This window comes from Stenotrophomonas sp. Steno-Z10-BAI, assembly GCF_056393115.1.
Genome location: NZ_JBWJOZ010000008.1, coordinates 118,824 through 141,605, shown reverse-complemented (window position 1 = coordinate 141,605; position 22,782 = coordinate 118,824). Strand labels below are relative to the sequence as shown.

The 22,782-nt window shown below is 67.8% G+C and carries 19 protein-coding genes; 6 read left to right on the top strand and 13 right to left on the bottom strand.

Annotated features, from left to right (window positions below):
* Window positions 1–66: 66 nt before the first annotated feature.
* Complete coding sequence (locus tag AC06E9_RS17505) at window positions 67–2,043, bottom strand: UvrD-helicase domain-containing protein (RefSeq protein WP_121043875.1); 1,977 nt, start codon at window positions 2,041–2,043, stop codon at window positions 67–69.
* A gap of 162 nt (window positions 2,044–2,205) precedes the next feature.
* Between AC06E9_RS17505 and AC06E9_RS17500 the strand changes: the two genes are divergently transcribed.
* Complete coding sequence (locus AC06E9_RS17500; protein ID WP_152153871.1) at window positions 2,206–2,895, top strand: SEL1-like repeat protein; 690 nt, start codon at window positions 2,206–2,208, stop codon at window positions 2,893–2,895.
* Between the two features lie 45 nt (window positions 2,896–2,940).
* On the top strand, window positions 2,941–3,561 hold the full coding sequence (locus AC06E9_RS17495) for a thymidine kinase (protein WP_282263414.1): 621 nt from the start codon (window positions 2,941–2,943) through the stop codon (window positions 3,559–3,561).
* Here the strand turns inward: AC06E9_RS17495 and AC06E9_RS17490 are convergent, their stop codons facing one another.
* The 6 genes from AC06E9_RS17490 to AC06E9_RS17465 form a co-directional block, all read right to left on the bottom strand.
* Window positions 3,562–5,163 (bottom strand): OpgD/OpgG family glucan biosynthesis protein, encoded by a 1,602-nt coding sequence (locus AC06E9_RS17490; protein ID WP_478056512.1) that lies wholly within the window; start codon window positions 5,161–5,163, stop codon window positions 3,562–3,564.
* A 92-nt stretch (window positions 5,164–5,255) separates the two neighbouring features.
* A complete protein-coding gene (locus tag AC06E9_RS17485) occupies window positions 5,256–8,087 on the bottom strand; it encodes a protein kinase domain-containing protein (RefSeq protein ID WP_478056511.1) in 2,832 nt (943 codons plus the stop codon).
* Between the two features lie 30 nt (window positions 8,088–8,117).
* Window positions 8,118–8,681, bottom strand: coding sequence for an ECF-type sigma factor (locus tag AC06E9_RS17480; protein WP_088435324.1), 564 nt, complete (start codon window positions 8,679–8,681; stop codon window positions 8,118–8,120).
* Window positions 8,682–8,746: 65 nt separating this feature from the next.
* A complete protein-coding gene (gene mutM, locus AC06E9_RS17475) occupies window positions 8,747–9,559 on the bottom strand; it encodes a bifunctional DNA-formamidopyrimidine glycosylase/DNA-(apurinic or apyrimidinic site) lyase (protein WP_478056510.1) in 813 nt (270 codons plus the stop codon).
* A 77-nt stretch (window positions 9,560–9,636) separates the two neighbouring features.
* Window positions 9,637–10,014, bottom strand: a complete 378-nt coding sequence (locus tag AC06E9_RS17470; protein ID WP_478056509.1) for an EF-hand domain-containing protein — start codon at window positions 10,012–10,014, stop codon at window positions 9,637–9,639.
* 3 nt (window positions 10,015–10,017) lie between these two features.
* Window positions 10,018–11,220 carry a DesA family fatty acid desaturase gene (locus tag AC06E9_RS17465; protein WP_176990302.1) on the bottom strand — a complete coding sequence of 401 codons (1,203 nt, stop codon included), beginning with the start codon at window positions 11,218–11,220 and terminating at the stop codon, window positions 10,018–10,020.
* A 150-nt stretch (window positions 11,221–11,370) separates the two neighbouring features.
* Between AC06E9_RS17465 and AC06E9_RS17460 the strand changes: the two genes are divergently transcribed.
* Window positions 11,371–12,201, top strand: coding sequence for an ABC transporter ATP-binding protein (locus AC06E9_RS17460; protein WP_121043854.1), 831 nt, complete (start codon window positions 11,371–11,373; stop codon window positions 12,199–12,201).
* 2 nt (window positions 12,202–12,203) lie between these two features.
* On the opposite strand, the gene AC06E9_RS17455 is transcribed toward AC06E9_RS17460, so the two are convergent.
* Together AC06E9_RS17455 and AC06E9_RS17450 are read right to left on the bottom strand one after the other, a co-directional pair.
* Complete coding sequence (locus AC06E9_RS17455) at window positions 12,204–13,409, bottom strand: DUF4785 domain-containing protein (protein ID WP_478056508.1); 1,206 nt, start codon at window positions 13,407–13,409, stop codon at window positions 12,204–12,206.
* A gap of 14 nt (window positions 13,410–13,423) precedes the next feature.
* A complete protein-coding gene (locus AC06E9_RS17450; protein ID WP_121043847.1) occupies window positions 13,424–14,305 on the bottom strand; it encodes a lipase family protein in 882 nt (293 codons plus the stop codon).
* 257 nt (window positions 14,306–14,562) lie between these two features.
* Between AC06E9_RS17450 and AC06E9_RS17445 the strand changes: the two genes are divergently transcribed.
* On the top strand, window positions 14,563–15,411 hold the full coding sequence (locus AC06E9_RS17445; protein ID WP_121043844.1) for an acid phosphatase: 849 nt from the start codon (window positions 14,563–14,565) through the stop codon (window positions 15,409–15,411).
* Between the two features lie 215 nt (window positions 15,412–15,626).
* Here the strand turns inward: AC06E9_RS17445 and AC06E9_RS17440 are convergent, their stop codons facing one another.
* The gene (locus tag AC06E9_RS17440; RefSeq protein ID WP_121043841.1) at window positions 15,627–17,897 is read right to left on the bottom strand and encodes a TonB-dependent receptor; all 2,271 of its coding nucleotides are present in this window, start codon (window positions 17,895–17,897) and stop codon (window positions 15,627–15,629) included.
* A 239-nt stretch (window positions 17,898–18,136) separates the two neighbouring features.
* On the opposite strand from AC06E9_RS17440, the gene AC06E9_RS17435 reads away from it, so the two are divergent.
* Complete coding sequence (locus tag AC06E9_RS17435) at window positions 18,137–19,132, top strand: patatin-like phospholipase family protein (RefSeq protein ID WP_121044033.1); 996 nt, start codon at window positions 18,137–18,139, stop codon at window positions 19,130–19,132.
* Between the two features lie 30 nt (window positions 19,133–19,162).
* Here AC06E9_RS17435 and AC06E9_RS17430 read toward each other — a convergent pair whose 3' ends face one another.
* Window positions 19,163–19,645, bottom strand: a complete 483-nt coding sequence (locus tag AC06E9_RS17430; protein WP_121043838.1) for an Lrp/AsnC family transcriptional regulator — start codon at window positions 19,643–19,645, stop codon at window positions 19,163–19,165.
* A 127-nt stretch (window positions 19,646–19,772) separates the two neighbouring features.
* Between AC06E9_RS17430 and phhA the strand changes: the two genes are divergently transcribed.
* On the top strand, window positions 19,773–20,669 hold the full coding sequence (gene phhA / locus AC06E9_RS17425; protein ID WP_121043835.1) for a phenylalanine 4-monooxygenase: 897 nt from the start codon (window positions 19,773–19,775) through the stop codon (window positions 20,667–20,669).
* A gap of 112 nt (window positions 20,670–20,781) precedes the next feature.
* On the opposite strand, the gene AC06E9_RS17420 is transcribed toward phhA, so the two are convergent.
* Together AC06E9_RS17420 and kduD are read right to left on the bottom strand one after the other, a co-directional pair.
* Complete coding sequence (locus AC06E9_RS17420) at window positions 20,782–21,885, bottom strand: GDSL-type esterase/lipase family protein (RefSeq protein WP_478056507.1); 1,104 nt, start codon at window positions 21,883–21,885, stop codon at window positions 20,782–20,784.
* A gap of 101 nt (window positions 21,886–21,986) precedes the next feature.
* Window positions 21,987–22,742, bottom strand: a complete 756-nt coding sequence (gene kduD, locus AC06E9_RS17415) for a 2-dehydro-3-deoxy-D-gluconate 5-dehydrogenase KduD (RefSeq protein WP_019184096.1) — start codon at window positions 22,740–22,742, stop codon at window positions 21,987–21,989.
* Window positions 22,743–22,782: the final 40 nt, after the last annotated feature.

Genomic DNA, 22,782 nt, shown 5'->3' with positions numbered 1-22,782 from the left:
CCGGTGAAGGGTGATAGGCCGATTGTGCCGTAGAGCCACCCATGGGGTGGCTCTACCCGACGATGCTCAGTCGAACAGTGCCTGGATCGCCGCCAGGCCCGCGCTGGCACGCTCTTTCTTGCGCGCGGCATCGGCGACGGGATCTGCACCATCGCGCTGCATTTCCTCGGCCGGTATCTCATCGAAGAAGCGGCTGGGCTTGAGCCGCACGTGCTCGCCGAACTTGCGGGTGAGCTTGCTGTAACTCATCCACAGCTGCACCTTGGCGCGGGTGATGCCCACGTACAGCAGGCGCCGCTCTTCCTGCAGGTTGCCTTCGTCCAGGCTGACCTGGTGCGGCAGCACACCGTCTTCGCAGCCGATGATGAACACGTACGGGAATTCCAGGCCCTTGGAGGCGTGCATGGTCATCATCCGCACCTGGTTGCCGCCGTCGTCCTTGTCGTTGCGTGAAAGCAACGCCAGCTGCGCGGCCAGATCCGCCGTGGAGGCACCCCTCGGGCCGCCTTCGAACCATTGCGCCAGTTCTTCCAGGTTGCCAAGGCGGCGCTGGTAGACAGACTCTTCCTTGCATGCACTGCGCAGGTCCGAGACCAGCCCGGAGTCCTTCACCAGCTTGCGCACCAGATCACCGGAGCTGAGCTTGGGCATCTCCGCGCGCAGGTCGCGCAGGATGTCGGTGAAGCGGCTCAGCCCGTTGGCCGCGCGCGGCGGCAACTGCGAGAGCGCACCGATCGCTTCGGCAGCATGCGCCATCGGCAGATCTTTTTCCGAGGCCAGCTCGGCCAGCTTGGCCAGCGTACCGGCGCCCACTTCGCGCTTGGGCGACTGCACCGCGCGCATGAACGCCGTATCGTCATCCGGGTTCACCAGCAGGCGCAGCCAGGACAGCGTGTCCTTGACCTCCTGCCGTTCCAGGAACGCGGTGCCGCCGGTGATGTGGTACGGCGCACGCACCAGCTGCAGCGCTTTTTCCAGCGGCCGCGACTGGAAATTGCCGCGGAACAGGATGCAGAAATCGCTCCACGGAATCTTCTTGGAGGTGGCCAGGAAGGCGATTTCCGCCGCGACCTTTTCCGCTTCGTGCTCGCTGTTGCGGCACTCCCACACACGGATGCGCTCGCCGTCGGCCTGGTCGCTCCACAGCTTCTTCAGATGCTCGTGCGGGTTGTTGGCGATCAGCGCGTTGGCCGCGCGCAGCACGCGGTTGGAGCAGCGGTAGTTCTGCTCCAGTTTGATGATTTCCAGCGCAGGATAATCGCGCGCCATCTGCTGCAGGTTTTCCGGGTTCGCACCGCGCCAGGCGTAGATCGACTGATCGTCATCGCCCACGCAGGTGAAGTTGCCCTTGCTGCCGGCCAGCTGCTTGAGCAGCCGGTACTGCGCATCGTTGGTGTCCTGGCATTCGTCGACCAGCAGGTAGCCGATGCGTTCGCGCCAGGCGATGGCGATCTCCGGATTCTCTTCCAGCACCTGCACCGGCAGCCGGATCAGATCATCGAAATCGACCGCGTTGAACGCGGTCAGGCGCAGCTGGTACCGCTCGTAGACGCTGGCCGCTTCCTTCTCGCGCGTGCTGCGCGCCGCGGCCATCGCCTGCTCGGGTGAGAGGCCGGCGTTCTTGGCGCGCGAGATCAGGTTCTTCACGTCCTCGATGTCGTCCGGCTTGGCCCCGTACATCAGGTCCTTCACCTGCGCGGTCGAATCGTCTGCATCGAAGATCGAGAACCCGCGCTTGAGCCCGACGGCCGCATGTTCAATCTGCAGGAACTTCAGCCCCAGCGCGTGGAACGTACAGATCGTCACTTCATCGGCGTCGCCACCGCGCAGGCGCTTGGCCACGCGCTCGCGCATTTCCTTGGCCGATTTGTTGGTGAAGGTGATCGCCGCGATCCGCCGCGCCGGGTAGCGCTTGCTGGCGATCAGCTGGCCGATCTTCTCCACGATCACGCGCGTCTTGCCGCTGCCCGCGCCCGCAAGCACCAGCAGAGGACCTTCGCAGTGCATCACTGCCGCGTGTTGGGGAGGATTGAGACCGTGCATGCCATCTCCAGGGGAGGGGCATTGTACCGGCCTTGCTCGGCCTGCATCGACGCGCGACCGCGCGGAGTTGACGCCTTCACATCAGTGGATCGAACATGGCGCCCATCGACGCAACGGAGGCGACGTGACGTGACTATCAGGAAGGCGTGGCAGATGGGGGGCATGATCGCCGTACTCGTGACCGTTCCGGCATGGGCGCAGTCCAGCCAACCGGATCTGCGCGCCCAGGACGCACAGGAGACCGATGCGTTCCTGGTCAGCCACCCCGACCTGCGCTACCGCAAGCACGGCAAGGAGGCCCAGGCCCGCGGCCGCTTCGAAGACGCACGGCGCTACTACCGCCTCGGTGCCCGCTACGCCGACAAGTTGTCCCAGGCCGCGCTCGCCGAGATGTGGTGGAACGGCCAGGGCGGCGCCCAAGACCGGGCCGTGGCCTATGCGTGGATGGACCTCGCCGCTGAACGCGGGACCGGATTTCTGCTTGGGCTGCGCGAACGCTACTGGGCCGGGCTGGAGCCGGCCGAACAGGCCCGTGCTCTGCAGGTGGGCCCGGCGGTGTACGCCGAGTTCGGGGACAAGGCGGCCCAGCCGCGGCTGGAGCGCGAGTTGCGTCGCGGTCTGCTCAACGTCACCGGCAGCCACACCGGCGCGGTCGGCGGCATGCGCATGGTGGCCCGGGATGCGCGCGGCCTGCGGTACCTGGAGCCGGATGTGTTCTACCGCGACGAATACTGGCAGCCAGCCCAGTACTGGCAATGGCAGGACCGGCAGTTGGAGGCGGCTGGCCGTGCCATCGGCACCGGTTCGGTCGAGGTTGGCCTGCCGGCCACGGTGCCGGGCCATCAGGACTGAGGCGACAAGGGCATGCCAGGACCGCCGAAGGGATAAAATCCCGGCATGGCCAAGCTCTATTTCTATTATTCGGCGATGAACGCCGGCAAGACCACGACCCTGCTGCAGTCGGCGCACAACTACCGCGAGCGGGGCATGCGCGTGGCCATCCTGACCCCACGGCTGGACGATCGCGCCGGGCGCGGCGTGGTCGCCTCGCGGATCGGCCTGAAGGCCGACGGGATCGCGTTCCAGCAGGGCACCGACCTGCAGCAGCTGATCGCCGAGGACATCGACACGCACGGCCCGCTGGGCTGCGTGCTGGTCGATGAAGCGCAGTTCCTGACCCGCAGCCAGGTCTGGCAGCTGAGCGAAGTGGTCGACCAGATGCGCATCCCGGTGCTCTGCTACGGCCTGCGCACCGATTTCCGCGGTGAGCTGTTCGAAGGCAGCCAGTACCTGCTGGCCTGGGCCGATGAGATGCAGGAGATCAAGACGATCTGCCACAGCGGCAAGAAGGCCACGATGACCGTGCGCGTGGACGAGCACGGCCACGCGGTGCAGGACGGCCCGCAGGTGGAGATCGGCGGCAACGAGCGCTACGTGTCGGTGAGCCGCGCGGAGTTCAAGAAGATCACGCGCGGCGAGGGAAGAATCGACCCGGCACAGGTCCCATTGCCGCTTTGATCAATACAACGTGCGCTCCGGCGCACCCTTCGGCGGCGGGCTGTACTGATACAGCCAGGTTTCGGTCAGGGTCTTGCCGCCGCTGCGCAGGTACAGGCGGATATCGATCTGCTCGGTCGAGTCATCCGGTGGCACCACGTCGAACATCGCGCGGTAGCCCTTGATCTCGCGCAGCGGGCGCGCCGAGACGATCTCGGTGCGGCCACGGCTGACCTGGACCACGGCTTCCACTTCGTCCTTGTCGATCAACGCGGCCAGTTCGCCGCCTTCGAAATCGACCGCGAAGCGCCACGAGAAGTACTCGCGCTTCTTGCCGATCACCCCGCCCAGGCCGGTACGGCTGGCCACGCAGTGCGCCAGCGGGGTACGCGCCGGCGGCTGCGCGCCCCAGTACAGGCGGTAGCCGAGCAGCAGCTCCTGGCCCGGCTGCGGCTTGGCCTCGGGATTCCAGAACGCCACGATGTTGTCGAAGGTCTCATCCACGGTCGGGATTTCAACCAGCTGCACCGAGCCCTTGCCCCACTGCCCTTTCGGTTCCACCCACAGGCAGGGGCGCTTCTCGTAGAAGACGCCGTCGTCCTGGTAGTGGTCGAAATTGCGGTCGCGCTGCAGCAGGCCGAAGCCGCGCGGGTTGTTGTCCACGAACATGTTGAAGCGCAGGTGGTACGGGTTGCACAGCGGGCGCCAGATCCATTCACCGGCCCCGGTCCACATCGACAGGCCGTCGGTATCGTGGATCTCCGGGCGCCAGTCCCAGGCCATGCGGCGGTCGTTCTCGCCCACCTGGTACATGCTGGTGCACGGGGCGATGCCGAGCCGCTCGATCGCCTTGCGCGGGTACAGCGCGCAATCGATGTCCATCAGCAGCACATCACCGTTGGTGATCGCGAACCGGTAGGCGCCGGTGGTGCTTGGCGAATCCAGCAGGGCATACACCACCAGCGTGTTGGAGTCGGCCGCCGGCTGCTCCAGGTAATAGGCGATGAAATCCGGGAATTCCTCGGGCTTGCCCATGCCGGTATCGATCGCCAGGCCGCGCGCGGACTGGCCGTACTGGCCCTCCTTGCCGACCGCGCGGAAATAGCTGGCACCGAGGAACGCGGCGAAATCGCGGTCGGTGTCCTTGCGGGTATTGAGCCGGAAGCCGGCAAAGCCCAGGTCGGCCGGCAGATGGCTGCCCTTCAGGCCACTCTTGCCGTAGTCGAACGCCGCGCCGTCGTAGGCCAGTTCCTGCGCCTTGCCGTTGGTCACGTCGAACATCCGCACCGGCGAATGGAAGTACAGGCCGAGGTGGAAGAACTTGGCCTGGTAGCGGCCGGGCTGGTCGGCCCACAACGCATGGTCCTGGCGGTACTGGATGGACTGGTACTGGTCCCAGTCCAACGCTTCGACCGGACCCGGCAGGGTCCGCTTGTGGCTCTGGTAGGCGGCTTGGGACAGCGCGCGGGCCTGCCCTTTCAGCGAGGCGAAATCGAACGGCTGCGGCTCGCCCAGCCGGCGCAGGCCGACCTGGTTGCCCTGCGCGGCACAGGCCGGCAGTGCAGGCAGGCCGAAGGCGGCCAGGGCCACGGAGGCATTGCGGAGGAAGTCGCGTCGTTGCATGCAGGCAGCGATGGCAAGGGAGGGCCGGCCATCATAGGCACGCAGACGTTAATTCGCCGAGGTGAATGCGGGGCGGCGTTCAGCCAGCGTGCTCACGGGCTGGCCGCGATCTGCGCCGGTGCGCACGCCTCCCGCACCCGGTTCACCTCCTGCAGCAGCTGCCCACCCTGCGGCCACTGCGCCTGCAGTTCCTGCTGCAGCTGCACCAGCGCCTCACGCGCACGCGCCGGTGCGCTCGTGCAGTCCAGCTGCGCCATCGCGGCACGGGCGCGCCAGCGCAGGACGCGGCTGCCCTGATCCGCGGCGTCGCCCACCAGCAACGGGGCCAGCGCGCGGCGTGCCTCCACCGCCTGGCCCATGCGGCCCAGGTTCCGGCCCCAGGCCAGTTGCAGCGCGCGCTGCAGCGCCGGGCTGGACGGCCCCGCCCGGCCCACCCGTCGCATCAGCGCCGCCAGCTGCTCGCCGGCCTGATGCGGGTCGCCGAATGCGCTGATTAGTTCGGCCATGCGCCGATCCGCCTGTTGCACCGACGCATCGTCGTCGCCCCGTTGCGCGGCCTGCCACTGCCGTCCCTCGTGCAGGGCAGCCAGCGCCGCCTGCCAGCGCCCCGCCTGGGCCAAGGCTTCGCCCAGGTCATACAGGCCCTGCGGCAGCAGCCCCACGCAGTCGGGTTGCCGCCAGATCGCCACCGCCCGGGCGAAGTCGTCGATCGCCAGGGTGCTGTCACCGCGCTCCAGTGCCGACCTGCCCAGCGCGTGCCAGGTCAGCCCGGTGTCGCGGTGTTGCTCGCCCAAGGCCTGCCGGGTCAGGTGATGGACCTGCTGCAGCTGGGTGTCGGCCTGCTGCAGATCACCGCGCTGCATCGCCAGCAGGGCACGCAGCCGGCGGATCGACAGGGTTTCCGGGTGATCCGGCCCATACATGCCCACCGCATCGGCGCTGGCGATCTTCAGGGCCCGCTCGGCTGCGTCCAGATCGCCCTGCGCAGCCAGTGTCTCGCCCATGTGCCGGCGCAGCGCGATCAACTGGGGATACCGCACGGTGTCACCGGCCTGCAGCAGCTGCAGCGCTTGCTGGTAGCCGGCCAGTGCCGCCGGGCCGCGGCCATCGTCGCTGTCCAGTGCGGCCAGGTCAGCCAGGCTCTCCGACGTGCCGGGGGTATCGCGCAGTACATCGCGCCGCAGCACCAGGGCCTGTTCGAAGGCGGCGCGGGCGTTGTCGCGGTACCCCAGGAGTTGTTGGCAGCGCCCGAGCTGGGTGTGGTACTCGGCCACGGCGGCCGGCAGCCGCAGGCGATACTCGGCGGCCAGCGCCTGCATAGGGGTGAGGTGCGTCACGCACTCGCGCGAGCGGCCCAGCATGCGCAGCGCACGGCCGCGCTGGGTCACCGCTTCCAGCTGCAGGGTAGGCGGCACCTCGCCGGCCTCCTCCAGCAACGCGCGCTGTCGGTCCAGCGTCTGCAGCGCCAGCTGGTAGTCGCCCATACCGATCCGCAACCGCCCGATCACGCCCTCCAGCTCGGCCAGCGACAGCGGTTGATCGCGCAGTTCGGCCTCGCCACGTTGCTGACCGGTGGCCAGCAGCTGGCGCAGATCGAAGCTGCCATGGCGCACGCTGGCGGCGCGGTCGAACAGGCCCACGGTGAAATCCTGCATGGCCTGCGCACGCGCGATCTCGCGCCGCGCCTGCTGCATCTGCCACAGCGCGGTCAGTGCCAATGCGAGCAGCGCCAGCACCGCCATGGTGCCCAGCGCGACGCCCCAGCGATGCCGGCCCAGGTATTTGCGCAGCCGGTAGCCCACGTGCTGGGGGCGGGCGTGGATCGGGCGGCCCTCGAGGAAGCGACGCAGGTCCTGCGCCAGCGCTTCCACCGAGGCGTAACGCTGCGCAGGCTCCTTCTGCAGGGCCTTGAGCAGGATCGTATCCAGATCGCCACGCAGGCGCCGCGACAGGCGCCTGGCCGCCCCGGCCGGCTCGCCACCGGCGGCGGCCACGCGCGCCATGACGGCCGAGGCGCGCGGTGCCTGCACCTCCAGGATCGAGCGTTCCCACTCGGCATCACTGTGCCGGCGCAGCCGATAGGGCTTTTGCCCGGTGATCACCTCGAACAGCACCACCCCCAGCGAGTACACATCGGTCAGCGTGGAGACCGGCTCGCCGCGCACCTGTTCCGGCGCGGCGTAGTGCAGGGTGAACGCCCGCGCTTCGGTGGGGGGATGCACGGGCGGCTTGCCCTCGTCATCGTCGAGCAGTTTGGCGATGCCGAAGTCCAGCAGCTTCACCTCGCCTTCGGCCGTGACCAGGATGTTGGAGGGCTTGAGGTCACGGTGCACGATCAGGTTGGCATGCGCATGGCTGACCACCGCGCAGACCTGCAGCATGAGCTGCAGACGCCGCTCCAGCGGGAGCGCCAAGCGCTGGCAATACGCGGTGATCGGCTCGCCTTCCACATAGGCCAGCGCAAGATAAGGCTGCCCCTGCAGATCCACGCCGGCATCCAGCAGATGGGCCAGGTTCGGGTGCTGCAGCCGGGCCAGGATCTCGCGCTCGCGGCTGAAGCGCTGGCGCAGGCCGGGATCGGCGTAGCCGCTGCGCAGCAGCTTCAGCGCGACCTGGCGCTCGTACAGGCCATCGGCGCGCTCGGCCAGCCAGACCTCGCCCATGCCGCCCTCGCCGAGAGGCCGGAGCAACCGGTACGGGCCGACCCGTGTGCCCACCCGGCTGTCTTCCGGCGCAGCGGTCCACAACGGCTGGGCCAGGAACTCGTGGCTGTCGCGCTCATGTGCGAGCAGGCGCTCGACATCGTCGGCCAGGCTCGGATCGTCCTCACGCAGGCGCAGCAGCCGCTGCTCTCGCGCCGGTTCGGGCAGTTCCAGCAATTGATCCAGCAGGCAGGACAGCTGCCGCCAGCGTGACGCCTCCATCGGTCCTCTCCCCGGACGATGCGTGGCCTTTCAGGGCTCCCCGACCGAGGCCAGCAGGAACATACGCGCCTTCTGCCAGTCGCGGCGGATGCTGCGCTCCGAGCGTTGGCATAGATCGGCAATCTCCTGCTCGGACAGGCCAGCGAAGTAACGCAGTTCCACCACCTTGGCCAGGTGTGCATCCACCGCATGCAGCTGGGCCAACGCCACATCCAGCGCCAGCAGGTCTTCATCCAGACGCACGCCGCTGCTGCTGTTTTCGGGCAGCTCCACCCGCTTGAGATCACCGCCGCGTTTGCGCGCCAGCCGGTTGCGTGCGTAATCGACCACCACGCTGCGCATTGCCGAGGCGGCGTAGGCGAAGAAATGCGCGCGGTCTTCGAAGCGGGCCGCGCCGCGGGAGCCGAGCAGCTTCAGGTAGGACTCGTGCACCAGCGAGGTGGCATCCAGGGTGCGCCCCTGCTGCCCGGCAAGCTGCCGGCGGGCCATGCTGTGCAGCTCGTGATAGAGCAGGGTCAGGACCCGGTCGAGCGCGGCGCGGTCGCCCGCCCGGGCTGAATCCAGCCACACGGTGATATCCGGTCCTTCGTCCATCGCACACCCCCGCCGGTGACGTTGGGCGGACTATACCGCCGGGCAGGCGACAGGCGCGCGACGATTCAGCGCTGACAGTGCCCGCACCAGACGCTGGCGCGCTGGCCGATGGTGGCGTGGCGGAGCAGCCGGCCACACTGGCGGCAGGGCTCGCCTTCACGCCCGTAGACCAGCAACTCCTGCTCGAAGTAGCCCGGCGCCCCGTCCGGATTGATGAAATCGCGCAGGGTGGTGCCGCCGCGGGTGATGGCATAGGTCAGGATCTGTTTCACCGCATCGGCCAGGCGCTGGTAGCGCGCGCGGGAGATCTTGCCGGCCTCGCGCAGCGGGTTGATCCCGGCCATGAACAGGCTTTCGGCGGCGTAGATGTTGCCCACCCCGACCACGATGCCTTGGTCCATGAGGAAGGTCTTCACCGACGCGCTGCGACCGCGGCTGCGGGCGAACAGATAGTCGCCATCGAAGGCCTCATCCAACGGCTCCGGGCCGAGTCCGGCCAGCAGCGAATGGGTTTCTCCGTCCGGCTGCCAGAGCAGGCTGCCGAAGCGGCGCGGGTCGTTGAAGCGCAGCAGGCGCCCGTTGTCCAGGCTGATGTCGACGTGGTCGTGCGCGCGCACCGGGGTGTCGCCGGGCAGCACGCGCAGGCTGCCGGACATGCCCAGGTGCAGCAGTGCGCTGCCCACGGCGGTATCGAGCAACAGGTACTTGGCACGCCGGCGCACGCCTTGGATGGCCTGCCCGGGGAGCAGCGTGCTGATCTCCGGCGGGATCGGCCAGCGCAGGTCGGGCCGGCGCAGGATCACGCCGTGGACGTTGCGGCCTTCCAGGTGCGGGGCCAGGCCGCGGCGGGTGGTTTCTACTTCAGGGAGCTCGGGCATGGGGGAATTCTAAGGGGTCCGCCGATGAACCACGGTGTAGCGCGGGGCGCTGCCTCGCGGCGATCCGAGCGCGACGCTCAGCGCGGCGGCGCAGCCAACTCGCGCGCACTCAAATACCCGTCGCCATTGGCATCCTGCTTGTGGAACCGCTGGATCAGCGTCTGCCGCTGCTGCTCGCGCGTGATCGGCGGGCCCTTGCCACCGGGCAGCTCATCGGCGCTGAGTACGCCATCGCCGTTGCGATCCATGCGATCGAAGGCGTACAGCAGCCACTGCACGTACTCCTCCACGCTGACCCGGCCGTCGCCGTCGGTGTCCATGCGCTGCAGGTAGCTGCCGGTATCAGTGACCTGGGCCTGTGCCGTCGCACCCAGCAACCCAACGGCCAGGCCCAGACACGCAAAACGCCGCGCTAAGCGGCGTTTCGCGGAGACCTTCCCGGTCGGGAAGCGCATCGATCAGTGCGCCGTCAGTGCGTAGCCCTTCAGGCGCGCGGCGTAGTTCTGCAGCGCGGCGATGCCACTGGCTTCGGCTTCGTGGCACCAGGCCTGCAGCAGCTTCAAGCGCTCGGCGGCGTCGTTGCCGCGCGCTTCCAGCAGGGCGGCCAGACGGGCGCGGTGTTCCACCAGCACGCGGATGCGCGGGCGCTGCTCGACCCAGGTACTGAGCTGGGCGCGGCAATCCGGCTTGAGCCAGCGGCCGTCGTTGACCAGGCCACGGCGCATGCGGCGCGGCAGCAGCTTGCGCAGCTTGGCGCCAGCCATCGCAGCTTCTTCGCGCAGGGCCGGGACGAACACATTGCGCTGGTAATCGGTCATCGCCTGGAAGCGGTGCGACAACAGGGCCTTGAGCGTTTCCGCATCCGGCACGGCGATGTTCGGGCGCACGTCCATGCTTGGCGCCACGCGCAGCACCTTGGCCAGGCGCAGGGCCTGCAGGCCGCGGATCACGGCCCAGCCGATATCGAACTCCCAGCGGCGCATCGAGAAGCGCGCCGAGCTCGGAAAGGCATGGTGATTGTTGTGCAGCTCTTCACCGCCCACCCAGAACGCCCACGGCGTCAGGTTGGTGGAGGTGTCGGCAGATTCGAAGTTGCGGTAGCCCCACCAGTGGCCCAGGCCATTGATGACGCCGGCCGCCCAGAACGGGATCCAGGCCATCTGGATCGCCCACAGCGCCACGCCGGGCAGGCCGAACAGCACGCTGTTGATGACCAGCAGTGCGACCGGGCCGAGATTGGCGTGCGGGGTGTACAGGTGGCGCTCGATCCAGTCATCCGGGGCGCCGCGGCCGTACTGCTCGATATCCGCGCGCATCGCGCGGGCCTCGCGGTACAGCTCCACGCCCCGCCAGAACACCATGCCGATGCCCTTGGTCACCGGGCTGTGCGGGTCTTCATCGGTTTCCACCTTGGCGTGGTGCTTGCGATGGATCGCCACCCACTCCTTGGTGATCATGGAGGTGGTGAGCCAGGTCCAGAACCGGAAGAAGTGCGCGATCACCGGGTGGAAATCCACCCCCCGGTGCGCCTGGCTGCGGTGCAGATACAGGGTCACGGCGAAGATGGTCAGCTGGGTGAACACCAGCAGCACCAGGCCCATGCCCCACCAGCCGAGGCCGACGACACCGCCGGTCAGGAAGTTGAGGAGCGTATCGAACATCGCAGGACTCCGGGCCGCACTCGGCCGTCAAGGAAACAGGGATACCTTCGGACATGATGGGGCCTGACGTTGCAAACTTCATCCCTTCGATGCCATTTTTGCGCAGTCATTCAGTTCTTCCCTTACCTTCGTGAGCATGCCCCCGCATTCATGACAGTCGCAGCCTCGCCGGCGGTGCCGGCCTCCCCCGTCCCCCTGATCGAGCTCGACCGCGCCTGTGTCATCCGCGGCCAGGTCCGGGTCCTGCACGATCTCAGCCTGCGCATCGAACAGGGCCAGCACACCGCCCTGCTTGGCCCCAATGGCTGCGGCAAGTCGTCCTTCATCAAGCTGATCACCCGCGAGCTGTATCCGCTGGCGCACGGTGATGGCACGGTGGCGGTGCGCGTGCTCGGCCAGAACCGCTGGCAGGTGGACCGGCTGCGCTCGCAGCTGGGCATCGTCACCGGGGACCTGAGCAGCAATCTCTCCGACATGCCCGGGCTGACCGTGGAAGAGGCGGTGCTGACCGGCTTCTTCGCCAGCTTCGTGGTGCCGGCCTTCCGCGAGGTGAGCCCGGAGATGCGCGAACGCGCGCGTGAAACCCTGGCCATGACCGGTGCCCTGCCGCTGCTGCAGCGCGGCTATGCCGAACTCTCGGCCGGCGAAACCCGGCGCGTGCTGATCGCCCGGGCGCTGGTGAACCGGCCGCAGGCCCTGCTGCTGGATGAACCCTCCACCGGGCTGGACCTGATCGCCCGCGAGCAGCTGATCGCCACCATGCGCGAGCTCGCCCGCCAAGGCATCACCCTGGTGCTGGTGACCCACCACATCGAGGAGATCATTCCCGAGATCGAACGGGTGGTGATGCTGCGCGGCGGCAAGATCCTCGCTGACGGCCCGCGCGCGGCGCTGCTGCGCGATGCACCGTTATCCGAGCTGTTCGGCGGCCCGATCCGCGTGGTGGATCAGGCCGGCCGGCTGAGCGCGTTCGCGGGTTGAACTCAGAACCTCACCGCCACCGCACGTGATTCGATCGGTGCCATCCGGCTCTGGTCCTGCAGCTGCAGGTCACGCACCTCGAACGGGGCGGCATAGCCGCTCGGCAACGCCACGCTGGCGAACGGCAGCCGCAGCTCACCCGCCCCTACCGTCGCGAACCACGCCGCACTATGTGCCTGCGCCACTGGCCGCAGCGTCCCGTCCGGGCCGGTGGCATACAGGGTGCCACGCGCCTCATAGCGGCCCGGCGCACCGATCTGCAGCGGCAGGCGCACCTCGCGGCGGCTGGCATCCGCCTCGACCTGGCCCTGGAAGCGCGCCGTCGCCTGCGCCACCGCGAACGCCACCTTGGCATCGCGCTGCACGCCGTCGGCACTGACAAACGCCTGCAGTTCCCACAACCCCTGCGCCGTGCCGATGTCCTGCGGCACCGTCACCTGTGCACGCAGACCGTCTCTGGCGGCGACCAGCGGAACCGGCCAGCTGCGGCCATCGGGCGCCACCAGCAGGGCCTCGCCTACGGCCGGCAGCGGCCGCGGCCGCGCACGGGCGGCCTGCGCCGCTGCCAAGCCACCGTCGTTGACCAGCCGCGCGCTCAGCGCCAGCGTGCCACCGGCCAGCACCCGGTCGCTGCTCGCCTGCAGCTGCAGCGCGATCGGGCTGTTGGGTTCGAGTACCTGCACCACGTAGCGGCCTTGGGCCTGCGTGCTCTGCAGCCGGTAGCTGCCTGCCGCGGAGGTGGCGCCCGTGCGGACCATCGCCGTGCCCGGGCCGACCGACATCCCCGCCGCACGCAGTTGCTGGTCATCGACCACCTTGTCCACCGCCAGCGCACCGGAAGCATCACGCACCTGCCATTGGGTGGTATCCAGCGCACGGGCGCCCTGCACGGGGCTGACCTGGATCACCGCATCGGGCGCGGTCAGCGGCAACGCCAGGCCCTGTTGCAGCGCCGGTGCATCCACCATCTCCCAGTAGCTGCGGCTGCTGGCCATGAAGGTCGGTGCGGGGGTCAGTACCTGGCCTGGATCCAGCGCCCAGGCAAAGCTCAACGGCGCCTGCTCCACCGGTCCGGCCGGCAAGGGCGCACGCTCTACCGCACGTGGCACCTGGTCACTGGCGCGGGCGGCCAGCAGCGGCTGTGCCGCCTGCAGTGGCAGCGCTGCCAGCGCGGCGAGCAGGGCCGCCGCGATCGTCGTCTGTCGCATCATCGGGGGGCTCCTCACAGGGTCAGGTCGTTGCGCAGGATCGTGCCCAGGCCGAAGCACTCGCGCCGGCTCTGGTTGTGGCTGAGTGGCTCGGCGCCTTTGGTGCGCTGCGTGTCGGTGAACCAAGTGGTGCCGGCCGCCTTCTGGCTGCTGCACTCCAGGAAGCCGTCCGAGCAGCTGCTCAACCAGTTCTGGGTGAACTCCAGGCCCACGTTCTGCGCATAGCCACCGCAGTAACTGTTGCTGTCCCACACCGCCGATTCCACATCCGAGCCGACCACCGCGCGGAACGGCCTGGGCAATGCGGGGCGACCGGCCGTGCCGTACAGGTTCTGCGCGTTGTAGGTGGCCATGTGGCCCACCTGCTGCTGGCGCACGGCATCGCTCTTGTAGCCCAGCAGCCAGCCCACCGAGGTTTCGAACATGTTGCCGTTGAGCACCGCGTCGGCCAGCGGCGTACCGGCCGAGGACGGCGCCAGCGCGGTGACCTTGCTCACCGTCTGGATGATCTTCGGATACCGGCTGTCATAGGTGGGGTTGGAGAGGATCCAGCGCACCACGTTGCCGCCGTTGGAATGGGTGATCACCACCAGCCTGGTGATGCCACGGGTGTTGATGAAGCTGGTCAGCTGCCCCGCCAGACAACCGGCCGCTTCGGGCGTCCACATGTACTGCTCGAAATCGCAGTTGATGACGGTGTAGTTGCTGCTGTTGGGCAGCCCGAGGCGCACCGTATCGATGATGCCCGGCTGCCAGTAGTCCGCGCGCGCATCGGTCTGTTTGCCGGTGCCGTGCACGAACGCCACCCCCACTACATCGGCCGCGTGCACCGTGCCGCACGCCAGCATCAGACCCAGGGCCAGACCGCCCCCCCACCTTCCCGCGCTGCTTCGCATCCGCTGTCTCCTTGCAGGTAATCCCCCTGATGACCGGCGCTGCCGCGTTGCCATGGGTGCATGTATCCATGGAGATATGACGAACGATGGCGCCTTCGATGACGCTATGTCGTGCGACCCATGAAATCCGTGAACCAGTCGCGGGTTTCCGTCATCCGGGGCACGGCCATGCCGGATCTGGCCGGATGACGAACGGCCGCTGTCGTCACCGGATGAAGCTGCGATCATGCCGCTCCCCTCTTCTTCGAGACCTGCCGATGTCGTCGTCCCTGCGCTCCGCTGCCGTTCGCCCGATGCTGGCGACCGCCCTGCTCGCCGCCCTCGCCGGCTGTTCGTCAACGGCCGCACCGCGCACCACGCCGGTGGAAGCCTCGGTCACCACCAAGGCCGTCGGCTACCTGCAGAGCACGGCCGTGCCGGACAGCCTGGCACTGGTACCGGCGCCGCCGGCCGCCGGCTCGGCCGGCTTCGCGCTGGACGAACAGGTCAGCCGTGAAGCCCGTGCCCTGCGCGGCAGCCCGCGCTTCGAGCAGGCCCACCGCGACGCCGAGCTCGCCTTCCCGGCCGGTGCCAACCAGTTCTCCTGCGCGATCGATGTCGACGTGGATGCGGTGAAGACGCCGGCCCTGTACCGCCTGCTGGAACGCAGCCGGATCGATGCCAGCGCGGCCACCCGCACGGCGAAGAAGCACTACCAGCGCGCGCGGCCGTTCATGGTCAATGGTGAGCCCACCTGCTCGCCCGAAGACGAGCAGGACCTGCGCGGCAACGGCTCATATCCGTCCGGCCACACCTCGATCGGTTGGGCCTGGGCCCTGATCCTCTCGGAGATCGCCCCCGACCGCGCCGATGCGATCCAGGCACGCGGCCGCAACTACGGCGAGAGCCGCCTGGTCTGCAACGTGCATTGGCAGAGCGACATCCTGGAAGGCCGTTTCATGGGCGCCGCCGCCGTGGCACGCCTGCATGACAATGCCGCGTTCAACAGCGACCTGCTGGCCGCGCGCAGGGAGATCGCCGCGGCACGCAAGTCGGGGCAGCATTCCGCGCGGGATTGTGCGGCTGAAGAAGCGGTGCTGAAGGTGCGCCCGGCGAGCGCGTTGTAAGGCGGCGCCACCTGTCGATGGCATTGTGGGTAGTGCCGGCCGCTGGCCGGCTCTCCGCGATCTCGATCAGGACGATGCAGAGCCGGCCAGCGGCCGGCACTACCCATCCGCGTTCAACAACATCAGCTCAGAACAGAAAACGGCGCGGATCTCTCCGCGCCGTTTTCGTTTTTCAAGATGCCCACCTACGCTGGGCACCTACCGCATGACGTGCATCAGAACTTAGCGGTGAACTCCAGACCGAACGTGCGCGGCTCGTTGAGGAAGCCGGTCAGGTTGTTGAAGTCGATCGCGCCGACCACACGGACCTGGTCGGTCAGGTTGCGGCCGTACGCGGCCACGTCGTACTGGCCGTAATCCCAGTTGTAGCCCAGGCGCAGGCCCCCTTCCAGCGAGGAGCGGCTGCGGAACTCCGGCGACTCGTACAGGAAGAAATTCACCGGGCTGCGGTACGCCCAGTCGGTGTAGACGTAGAACTCGCTGGCATCGTTGACCGGGAAGCCGGCGCGCAAGGTCAGGTTGTGGATCCACTTCGGCGCCTGCGGCAGCGGGTTGCCGTTGACCAGCGCGTAGGTACCGCCATCGATGACCGTGGTCGGGTCAGTGATGGTGCAGCCGCCGCCACAGATCGCCACCGCCAGATCCTTGTCCTTGATCTCGGTGTCGTTGTAGCTGCTGCCCAGGGTCAGCAGGACGTGGTCGGTCAGGTAGGCCTCGAAGTCCAGCTCCGCGCCCTGGCCGAGGGTCTTGTCGGCGTTGAGCAGGGTCGCGGTGTTGTTGGTGCCACCCACGGCGATCAGCTGCTGGCCGTCGACGTTGTAGCGGAACACGTTGAAGCCCAGGCGGGCGCGGCGGTCGAACAGGTCGGCCTTGATGCCGGCCTCGTACGAGATGACCTTCTCCGAGTTGGCCTGCGACAGGCCGGGCGAGAATGCCAGGCGGCCCTGGATCGACGGGGCGCGGAAGCCCTTGGCCACGCGGGCGTACGCGTTGAGGTTGTCGGTGATCTGATAGACGCCGCTCAGGTCCCAGCTGACGTCGTTGACGTCGGTCCTGGCGATGTACGGGCCACTGACCGGGGTACCGAACGGCACGGCCTGCAGCACGCTGGCGCTGAAGTCCTTCTTGTCCTGCGTGTAACGCACGCCACCGCGCAGCTTGAAGCGCTCGGTCACGTCAAAATCGCCGGAGGCGAACGCGGCCCACGCCTTGTTGCGCTGGTTCTGCACGACGTGGCCGGTCTGCGGGTTGCCGGGGGTCAGCGAGTCGTAGTTGAAGTTGTCGATGGTGACGTCTTCATCGAAGTAGAACACGCCGGCCTGCCAGTCGAAGCGGCCCCACTCGTTGGATTCCACGCGGAATTCCTGGGTCCACTGGCGGTGGTGCGGCAGGCCATCGGCCGATTCGGACGCGAACGGGATGTTGCCCGGGCCGTAGTTGCCGGCGCCCAGGAAGCTGGCACCGTAGCCGCCGTCGATGTCGCCACGGTTCAGCGATTCAGCGGTCTCGTACCCGGTGATCGAGTGCAGGGTGACGCGGCCCAGATCCCACTTCAGCCGCGCGCTGCCGCCCCAGGTTTCCAGGTCGGAGAAGTTCTGGCCATCGGTGGAGACTTCATCGCGGTCGAAGTTTTCGACCAGCTGGTTGGTGCCCGGCTTGAGGATGTTGGCGCGGAACAGGCGCGCGGTGCCGTTGAGCTTGCGCTTGTGCAGGTTGAACAGCGCTTCGACGTCGTCGCCTTCGTACAGGAACTGCACGCGGGCGGCGGCTTCGTCATAGCCCTCGAAGCCCTGCGCCGGGGCGCCCTGGCGGGTGTTGGTGACCCAGTCGTCGCGGCGCTGGTACAGCGCGGACACGCGCGCCGACCAGCGGTCGGTCAGCGGGCCGCCGTAGGCGCCCTGCGTGTTCCAGGTGTTGTAGCTGCCGTAGGCGACCTTGATGTACCCGTCGGCATCCTGCGAGGGACGCGCCGAATCGAACTTCACCACGCCGGCCGGGGTATTGCGGCCGAACAGCGTGCCCTGCGGGCCGCGCAGCACTTCCACACCGGCCAGGTCGAACAGCGGGAAGCCCTTCAGCAGCGGGCTTTCCTGCACCACATCGTCATACACCAGCGACACCGGCTGCGAGGCATTGAGGTCGAAATCGGTGTTGCCCAGGCCGCGGATGTAGAAACGCGGGAAGGCACGACCGTAGGACGATTCAATGTTCAGGCTCGGCACACGCGCCGACAGGAAGCGGATGTCATCGCCAGCCGAACCGAGTACGTCGAGCTTTTCACCCTGGATGGCCGAGATCGAGACCGGCACGTCCTTGGCGTTTTCGACGCGGCGTTGCGCCGTGACCTGCAGCGTATCGAGGGCGACCGGATCCTTGGTGGCGGGAGCGTCCTGGGCTGCGGCCGTCAATGGCAGCAGGGCGGCGAGGGCGACAACGAGCGGGTGCACGGACGGGAAACGGCCGTGGGCAGTGCGGTTCGGGAACATGGCGTTTAGGCTGTGTTGGGAGGGGTGGTGGACCGGCGCTACCAGACAATTGTTGCAGTACAGCAACAGAGCCGCAAACAACCGCTATTCATTACCCCCTTCCGGGAGCGCGCGTTGTGACGGCGGTCGCGGCCCGGCATCCCCGGTCATGGCCTGAATGCCCTGCCCCGCCGTCCTGCCGGGCTCGCCACCGCTTCGGTATGCTGGCGGCCCTCGATGCCCATTCAGTTGCCACGCCGATGACTTCACTGCGCCGTACCCGCCTGACGCTGTCCGTTGCCCTGCTCGGCCTGCTGGCCGGCTGCGGCGGTGATCCCGTGCGCCCGACCCCGCCGCCGGCGGCGATCCCGGTGACTCCGGCCAAGCCGGTCAAGATCGGCATCGCGCTCGGCGGCGGCGCGGCCAAGGGCTTCGCGCACATCGGGGTGATCAAGATGCTGGAGGCCAACGGCTTCGAGCCGGTGGTGGTGTCCGGCACCAGTGCCGGCAGTGTGGTCGGCGCGCTGTATGCCAGCGGCATGGACGCGTTCCAGATGCAGTCCAAGGCGGTCGCCCTGGATGAAGCCAGCATCCGCGACGTGCGGCTGTTCTCCGGCGGTCTGGTCCAGGGCCAGAAGCTGCAGGATTACGTCAACACACAGGTCGACAACCGCCCGGCCGAGAAGCTGAGCAAGCCCTTCGCTGCGGTTGCCACCCAGCTGGAAACCGGCGAGCGCACCGTGTTCGTGCGCGGCAACGTCGGCCAGGCGGTGCGCGCCTCCAGCAGCATCCCCGGCGTGTTCGAACCGGTGAAGATCGGCAAGTACAACTACATCGACGGCGGCGTGGTCAGCCCTGTGCCGGTGGATGCGGCGCGCCAGCTCGGCGCGGACATCGTGATCGCCGTGGACATCTCCAGCAAGGCCAGCGGCAAGGCGCCGACCGGCATGCTCGGCATCGTCAACCAGTCGATCTCGATCATGGGCCAGCGCCTGGGCGAGCAGGAACTGGCGCGCGCGGACGTGATCATCCGGCCGAAGGTGCTGGACATCGGCGCCGCCGATTTCGGCCAGCGCAACAACGCGATCCTGGAAGGCGAGAAGGCCGCGATGGCGGCGATGCCGCAGATCCGTGCCAAGGTGCAGCAGCTGCAGAAGGCGCGTGCCGCCGCGCTGGCCCCGCCGCCGGCCGCGCCCAAGTGCGATGAGCCTTCGCGCGTGGGCAAGCTGATGGGGCGCAAGGAAAAGTGCGTGTAACCCGGTAGTGCCGGGCGCTGCCCGGCGGCCTTACTCCAGCTGCGACAGCGGCAGCGCGCGGAAGTCCTTCACCGTGCGCAGCACGAAGCTGGAATTGACGTCGGCCACGCCGGCGGCATTGAGCAGCTTGTCGAGCAGGAAGCTGGAGAAGTGCTCCAGGTCGCGCACGTAGATGTGCAGCAGGTAATCCATGTCGCCGGTGAGCGCATGGCAGGCCACCACCTCATCCCATATCAGCACGCTGTCGGCGAACACGCCGATGGCGTGCTGGTCGTGCTTCTCCAGCTGCACCCGGACGAAGGCCTGCAGGCCCAGGCCGATCTGGCGCGGCTCCAGGCGGGCGCCATACCCGGCGATCACGCCCTCGCTTTCCAGCCGCTGGACGCGCCGCAGGCAGGCCGACGGGGACAGATTCACCCGTGCGGCCAGCTCGGCATTGGTCGCGCGGCCGTGTTGCTGGATTTCCGCCAGCAAGCGCAGATCCGTGCGGTCGAACTGGGTATCTCCGGCCATTGCTGCCCCGCAACATGAGGTGGACGCAATGATCTTGCGCCAGAAGCCCATATCCGCGCAACTTTGCAAACCTCTTGCGCGCACCCTGCCCTAGCATCGACAGATGACTTCCCAGGAGACCACCACGATGGAAACCGCCACCGCCCCCCGCCGCGTCGAACACCAGCAGACCGACAAGGGTTACGTGCCGGTCTATACCACCGCCATCGTGGAACAGCCCTGGGACAGCTACACCGCCGACGACCACGCCACTTGGAGCACGCTGTACCAGCGCCAGCGTGCGCTGCTGGAAGGCCGCGCCAGCAAGGAGTTCCTGCACGCGCAGGACGAGATGGGCATGAGCGCGCACATGATCCCGCGCTTCGACCAGCTCAACGAGGTGCTGGGCGCCGCCACCGGCTGGACCCTGGTCGGGGTGGAAGGGCTGCTGCCCGAGCTCGATTTCTTCGATCACCTGGCCAACCGCCGCTTCCCGGTGACGTGGTGGATCCGTCGCCCGGACCAGATCGACTACATCGCCGAGCCGGACATGTTCCATGACCTGTTCGGACACGTGCCGTTGCTGATGAACCCGGTGTTCGCCGACTACATGGCCGCTTACGGCCGCGGTGGCGTCAAGGCGCATGCGATCGGCCCGGAGGCGCTGCAGCACCTGACGCGGCTGTACTGGTACACGGTGGAGTTCGGCCTGATCAACACCGAGGAAGGCCTGCGCATCTATGGCGCCGGCATCGTCTCCTCCAAGGGCGAATCGCTGTACTCGCTGGAGTCGGCGGCGCCGAACCGGATCGGCTTCGATCTGGAGCGGATCATGCGCACCCGCTACCGCATCGACACCTTCCAGAAAACCTACTTCGTCATCGACAGCTTCGAGCAGTTGATGGCCGCGACCGCACCGGACTTCACCCCGATCTATGCCGCGCTGGAGGCCAAGGAGCATCTGCCGGCCGGTGAGGTGCAGGACGGTGACCGCGTGTTCCAGAAGGGCACGGGCGAAGGCTGGGAAGACGGCGGCGACGTGTAACGTCGTGACGCAATTCACCGGGGCGGTTGAAGTTTAGACACCTAACCTTCAAAAGCCTCGGGAGCTTTTGAAGGTTGGCAATGGGTGGAGCCGGGTCATGCGCTGCTGCTTTTCATCGCGGATACGCCAGCAGCACGACCAGATCCATCTCCCCCACCTGCTGCAGCGCATGCGAACTGCCCGTTCGCGTCAGCAGCGCATCCCCCGCCGCCACGTCGTACTGCGTCCCATCCAGCACGTAGCTGCCCTGCCCGCTGACGATGTAGTAAATCTCGTCCTTGTGCTGGGGATGCAGGCCGATGCCGGCCCCCTTGTGCAGCACGCGCTTGCGAAGCACGAACGGGAGGTCGGTGTCTTCGGCGAAAAACGGATACGCCGTGGTCGGCCCCGCTCCACCATGCGGGCCGGGCTGGGTCACCGCGATGTCACGCTCGTGGACCACGCGCGAGGGCCTGGCGGCCTCACCGCCCTGCCCCGCACTGCGCACCTCGCAGTCGATATCGCGCTTCAGCGCCGACGTGAGTCCGGGCTGCAACGCCACCCAGTCGCGCATCACCAGACACGCCACTGCGGTCGCCCCTGCCACACTGAAGTGCGTGCCATCGGCCTTGTTCTGCTCGGGCACGAACAGGAAGTACGGCTTGGCACCCTGCTCGCCCAGCCCGCGGATCCAGCGCGTGGAACTGTCGTTGAGATCGATCAGCGCGACCTGCTCGCGGGTGGCCGGCGCCTTCACCGCCTGGGTATACACACCGTGCGTGTCCAGCAGCGAACCGAAGTCATACAGCAGCCGCGCCACCGGGGTGATCAGCACCGGCGTGGCGCCCTTGTCGCGGGCCAGCTGCACGTAGCGCATCAGGAACTGCGGGTACGCGGTGGCAGGATCGGTGTAGCGCGTGGGGTCTTCGAACTTGGCGTCGTTGTGGCCGAACTGGATCAGCAGCACGTCACCGCGCTGAAGCTCGGCGGCGATCGCATCCAGGCGTTTCTCGTCGATGAAGCTGCGGGTGCTGCGGCCGCCCTTGGCGTGGTTACGGACCTCCCACACGGCGGGATCGAGATAGCTCTGCAAGGCCTGGCCCCAGCCGGCCTGTGGCGCGCGCTCCGGGCCGTACTCGGCGGCGGTGGAATCCCCGGCAATGAAGATGCGGTGCGGGGCACACAGCACGCTGGGGGCCGCGAGAAGCAGCGACAGGGACAACAGCAAACGCAGCATGGTCATGCTCCTGGGTGAAGAGCTGCCGGCCAGCGGCCGGCACTACCGGAGCCCACGATCTGCAGCGCAGATCGTGGGCGCGCCAGCGCGTCGCGATGGTGTTACCGGGCGAGCCAACCACCGTCGACCGGCAGCACCGCGCCGTTGACGTAGTCCGAGGCGCTGGAGGCCAGGAACACGGCGGTACCGCCGAGGTCTTCCGGGGTGCCCCAGCGTGCGGCCGGGATGCGATCGAGGATGGACTTGTTGCGGTCCTCGTCGGCGCGCAGCGCGGCGGTGTTGTCGGTCGCCATGTAGCCCGGGGCGATCGCGTTGACGTTGATGCCCTTGCTGGCCCATTCGTTGGCGAGCAGACGGGTGATGCCGGCGATGCCGCTCTTGCTGGCCGTGTACGACGGCACGCGGATACCGCCCTGGAAGGACAGCATCGAGGCGATGTTGATGATCTTGCCGCGGCCCTGTGCGATGAAATGCTTGCCGGCGGCCTGCGAGATGAAGAACGCGGACTTGATGTTGACGTTCATCACGTCATCCCAGTCCTGCTCGCTGAACTCCACCGCATCGGCGCGGCGGATCAGGCCGGCGTTGTTGACCAGGATATCCAGGCCGCCCAGGCCTTCGATGGTTTCGCGGATGACGCGCTCGACCGGCTCGATGCTGATCAGGTTCGCTTCGATCGCCAGGCAGCGGCGGCCCAGCGCGGTGATCTTGGCGATGGTCTCGGTGGGCGGCGCGATGCCGGCCACGGCGACGTCGGCACCGGCCTGCGCCAATGCGACCGCGATGCCCTGGCCCAGGCCGGTGTTGCCACCGGTGACGAGGGCGACCTTGCCTTCCAGACTGAACGGATTAGCCATTGCGTATGTAGTCCTTCTCCAATGCGTAACAGACGCCGCC

What these genes read in the sequence shown, in the direction of transcription:
- phhA (WP_121043835.1), top strand. Translation starts at nt 19,773, where the DNA reads ATGGAAACCGCCACCGCCCCCCGCCGCGTCGAACACCAGCAGACCGAC.
- mutM (WP_478056510.1), bottom strand. Translation starts at nt 9,559, where the DNA reads ATGCCCGAGCTCCCTGAAGTAGAAACCACCCGCCGCGGCCTGGCCCCG.
- kduD (WP_019184096.1), bottom strand. Translation starts at nt 22,742, where the DNA reads ATGGCTAATCCGTTCAGTCTGGAAGGCAAGGTCGCCCTCGTCACCGGT.
- AC06E9_RS17435 (WP_121044033.1), top strand. Translation starts at nt 18,137, where the DNA reads ATGACTTCACTGCGCCGTACCCGCCTGACGCTGTCCGTTGCCCTGCTC.
- AC06E9_RS17450 (WP_121043847.1), bottom strand. Translation starts at nt 14,305, where the DNA reads ATGCGAAGCAGCGCGGGAAGGTGGGGGGGCGGTCTGGCCCTGGGTCTG.
- AC06E9_RS17500 (WP_152153871.1), top strand. Translation starts at nt 2,206, where the DNA reads ATGATCGCCGTACTCGTGACCGTTCCGGCATGGGCGCAGTCCAGCCAA.
- AC06E9_RS17440 (WP_121043841.1), bottom strand. Translation starts at nt 17,897, where the DNA reads ATGTTCCCGAACCGCACTGCCCACGGCCGTTTCCCGTCCGTGCACCCG.
- AC06E9_RS17420 (WP_478056507.1), bottom strand. Translation starts at nt 21,885, where the DNA reads ATGCTGCGTTTGCTGTTGTCCCTGTCGCTGCTTCTCGCGGCCCCCAGC.
- AC06E9_RS17470 (WP_478056509.1), bottom strand. Translation starts at nt 10,014, where the DNA reads ATGCGCTTCCCGACCGGGAAGGTCTCCGCGAAACGCCGCTTAGCGCGG.
- AC06E9_RS17460 (WP_121043854.1), top strand. Translation starts at nt 11,371, where the DNA reads ATGACAGTCGCAGCCTCGCCGGCGGTGCCGGCCTCCCCCGTCCCCCTG.
- AC06E9_RS17445 (WP_121043844.1), top strand. Translation starts at nt 14,563, where the DNA reads ATGTCGTCGTCCCTGCGCTCCGCTGCCGTTCGCCCGATGCTGGCGACC.
- AC06E9_RS17485 (WP_478056511.1), bottom strand. Translation starts at nt 8,087, where the DNA reads ATGGAGGCGTCACGCTGGCGGCAGCTGTCCTGCCTGCTGGATCAATTG.
- AC06E9_RS17495 (WP_282263414.1), top strand. Translation starts at nt 2,941, where the DNA reads ATGGCCAAGCTCTATTTCTATTATTCGGCGATGAACGCCGGCAAGACC.
- AC06E9_RS17465 (WP_176990302.1), bottom strand. Translation starts at nt 11,220, where the DNA reads ATGTTCGATACGCTCCTCAACTTCCTGACCGGCGGTGTCGTCGGCCTC.
- AC06E9_RS17430 (WP_121043838.1), bottom strand. Translation starts at nt 19,645, where the DNA reads ATGGCCGGAGATACCCAGTTCGACCGCACGGATCTGCGCTTGCTGGCG.
- AC06E9_RS17455 (WP_478056508.1), bottom strand. Translation starts at nt 13,409, where the DNA reads ATGCGACAGACGACGATCGCGGCGGCCCTGCTCGCCGCGCTGGCAGCG.
- AC06E9_RS17505 (WP_121043875.1), bottom strand. Translation starts at nt 2,043, where the DNA reads ATGCACGGTCTCAATCCTCCCCAACACGCGGCAGTGATGCACTGCGAA.
- AC06E9_RS17490 (WP_478056512.1), bottom strand. Translation starts at nt 5,163, where the DNA reads ATGCAACGACGCGACTTCCTCCGCAATGCCTCCGTGGCCCTGGCCGCC.
- AC06E9_RS17480 (WP_088435324.1), bottom strand. Translation starts at nt 8,681, where the DNA reads ATGGACGAAGGACCGGATATCACCGTGTGGCTGGATTCAGCCCGGGCG.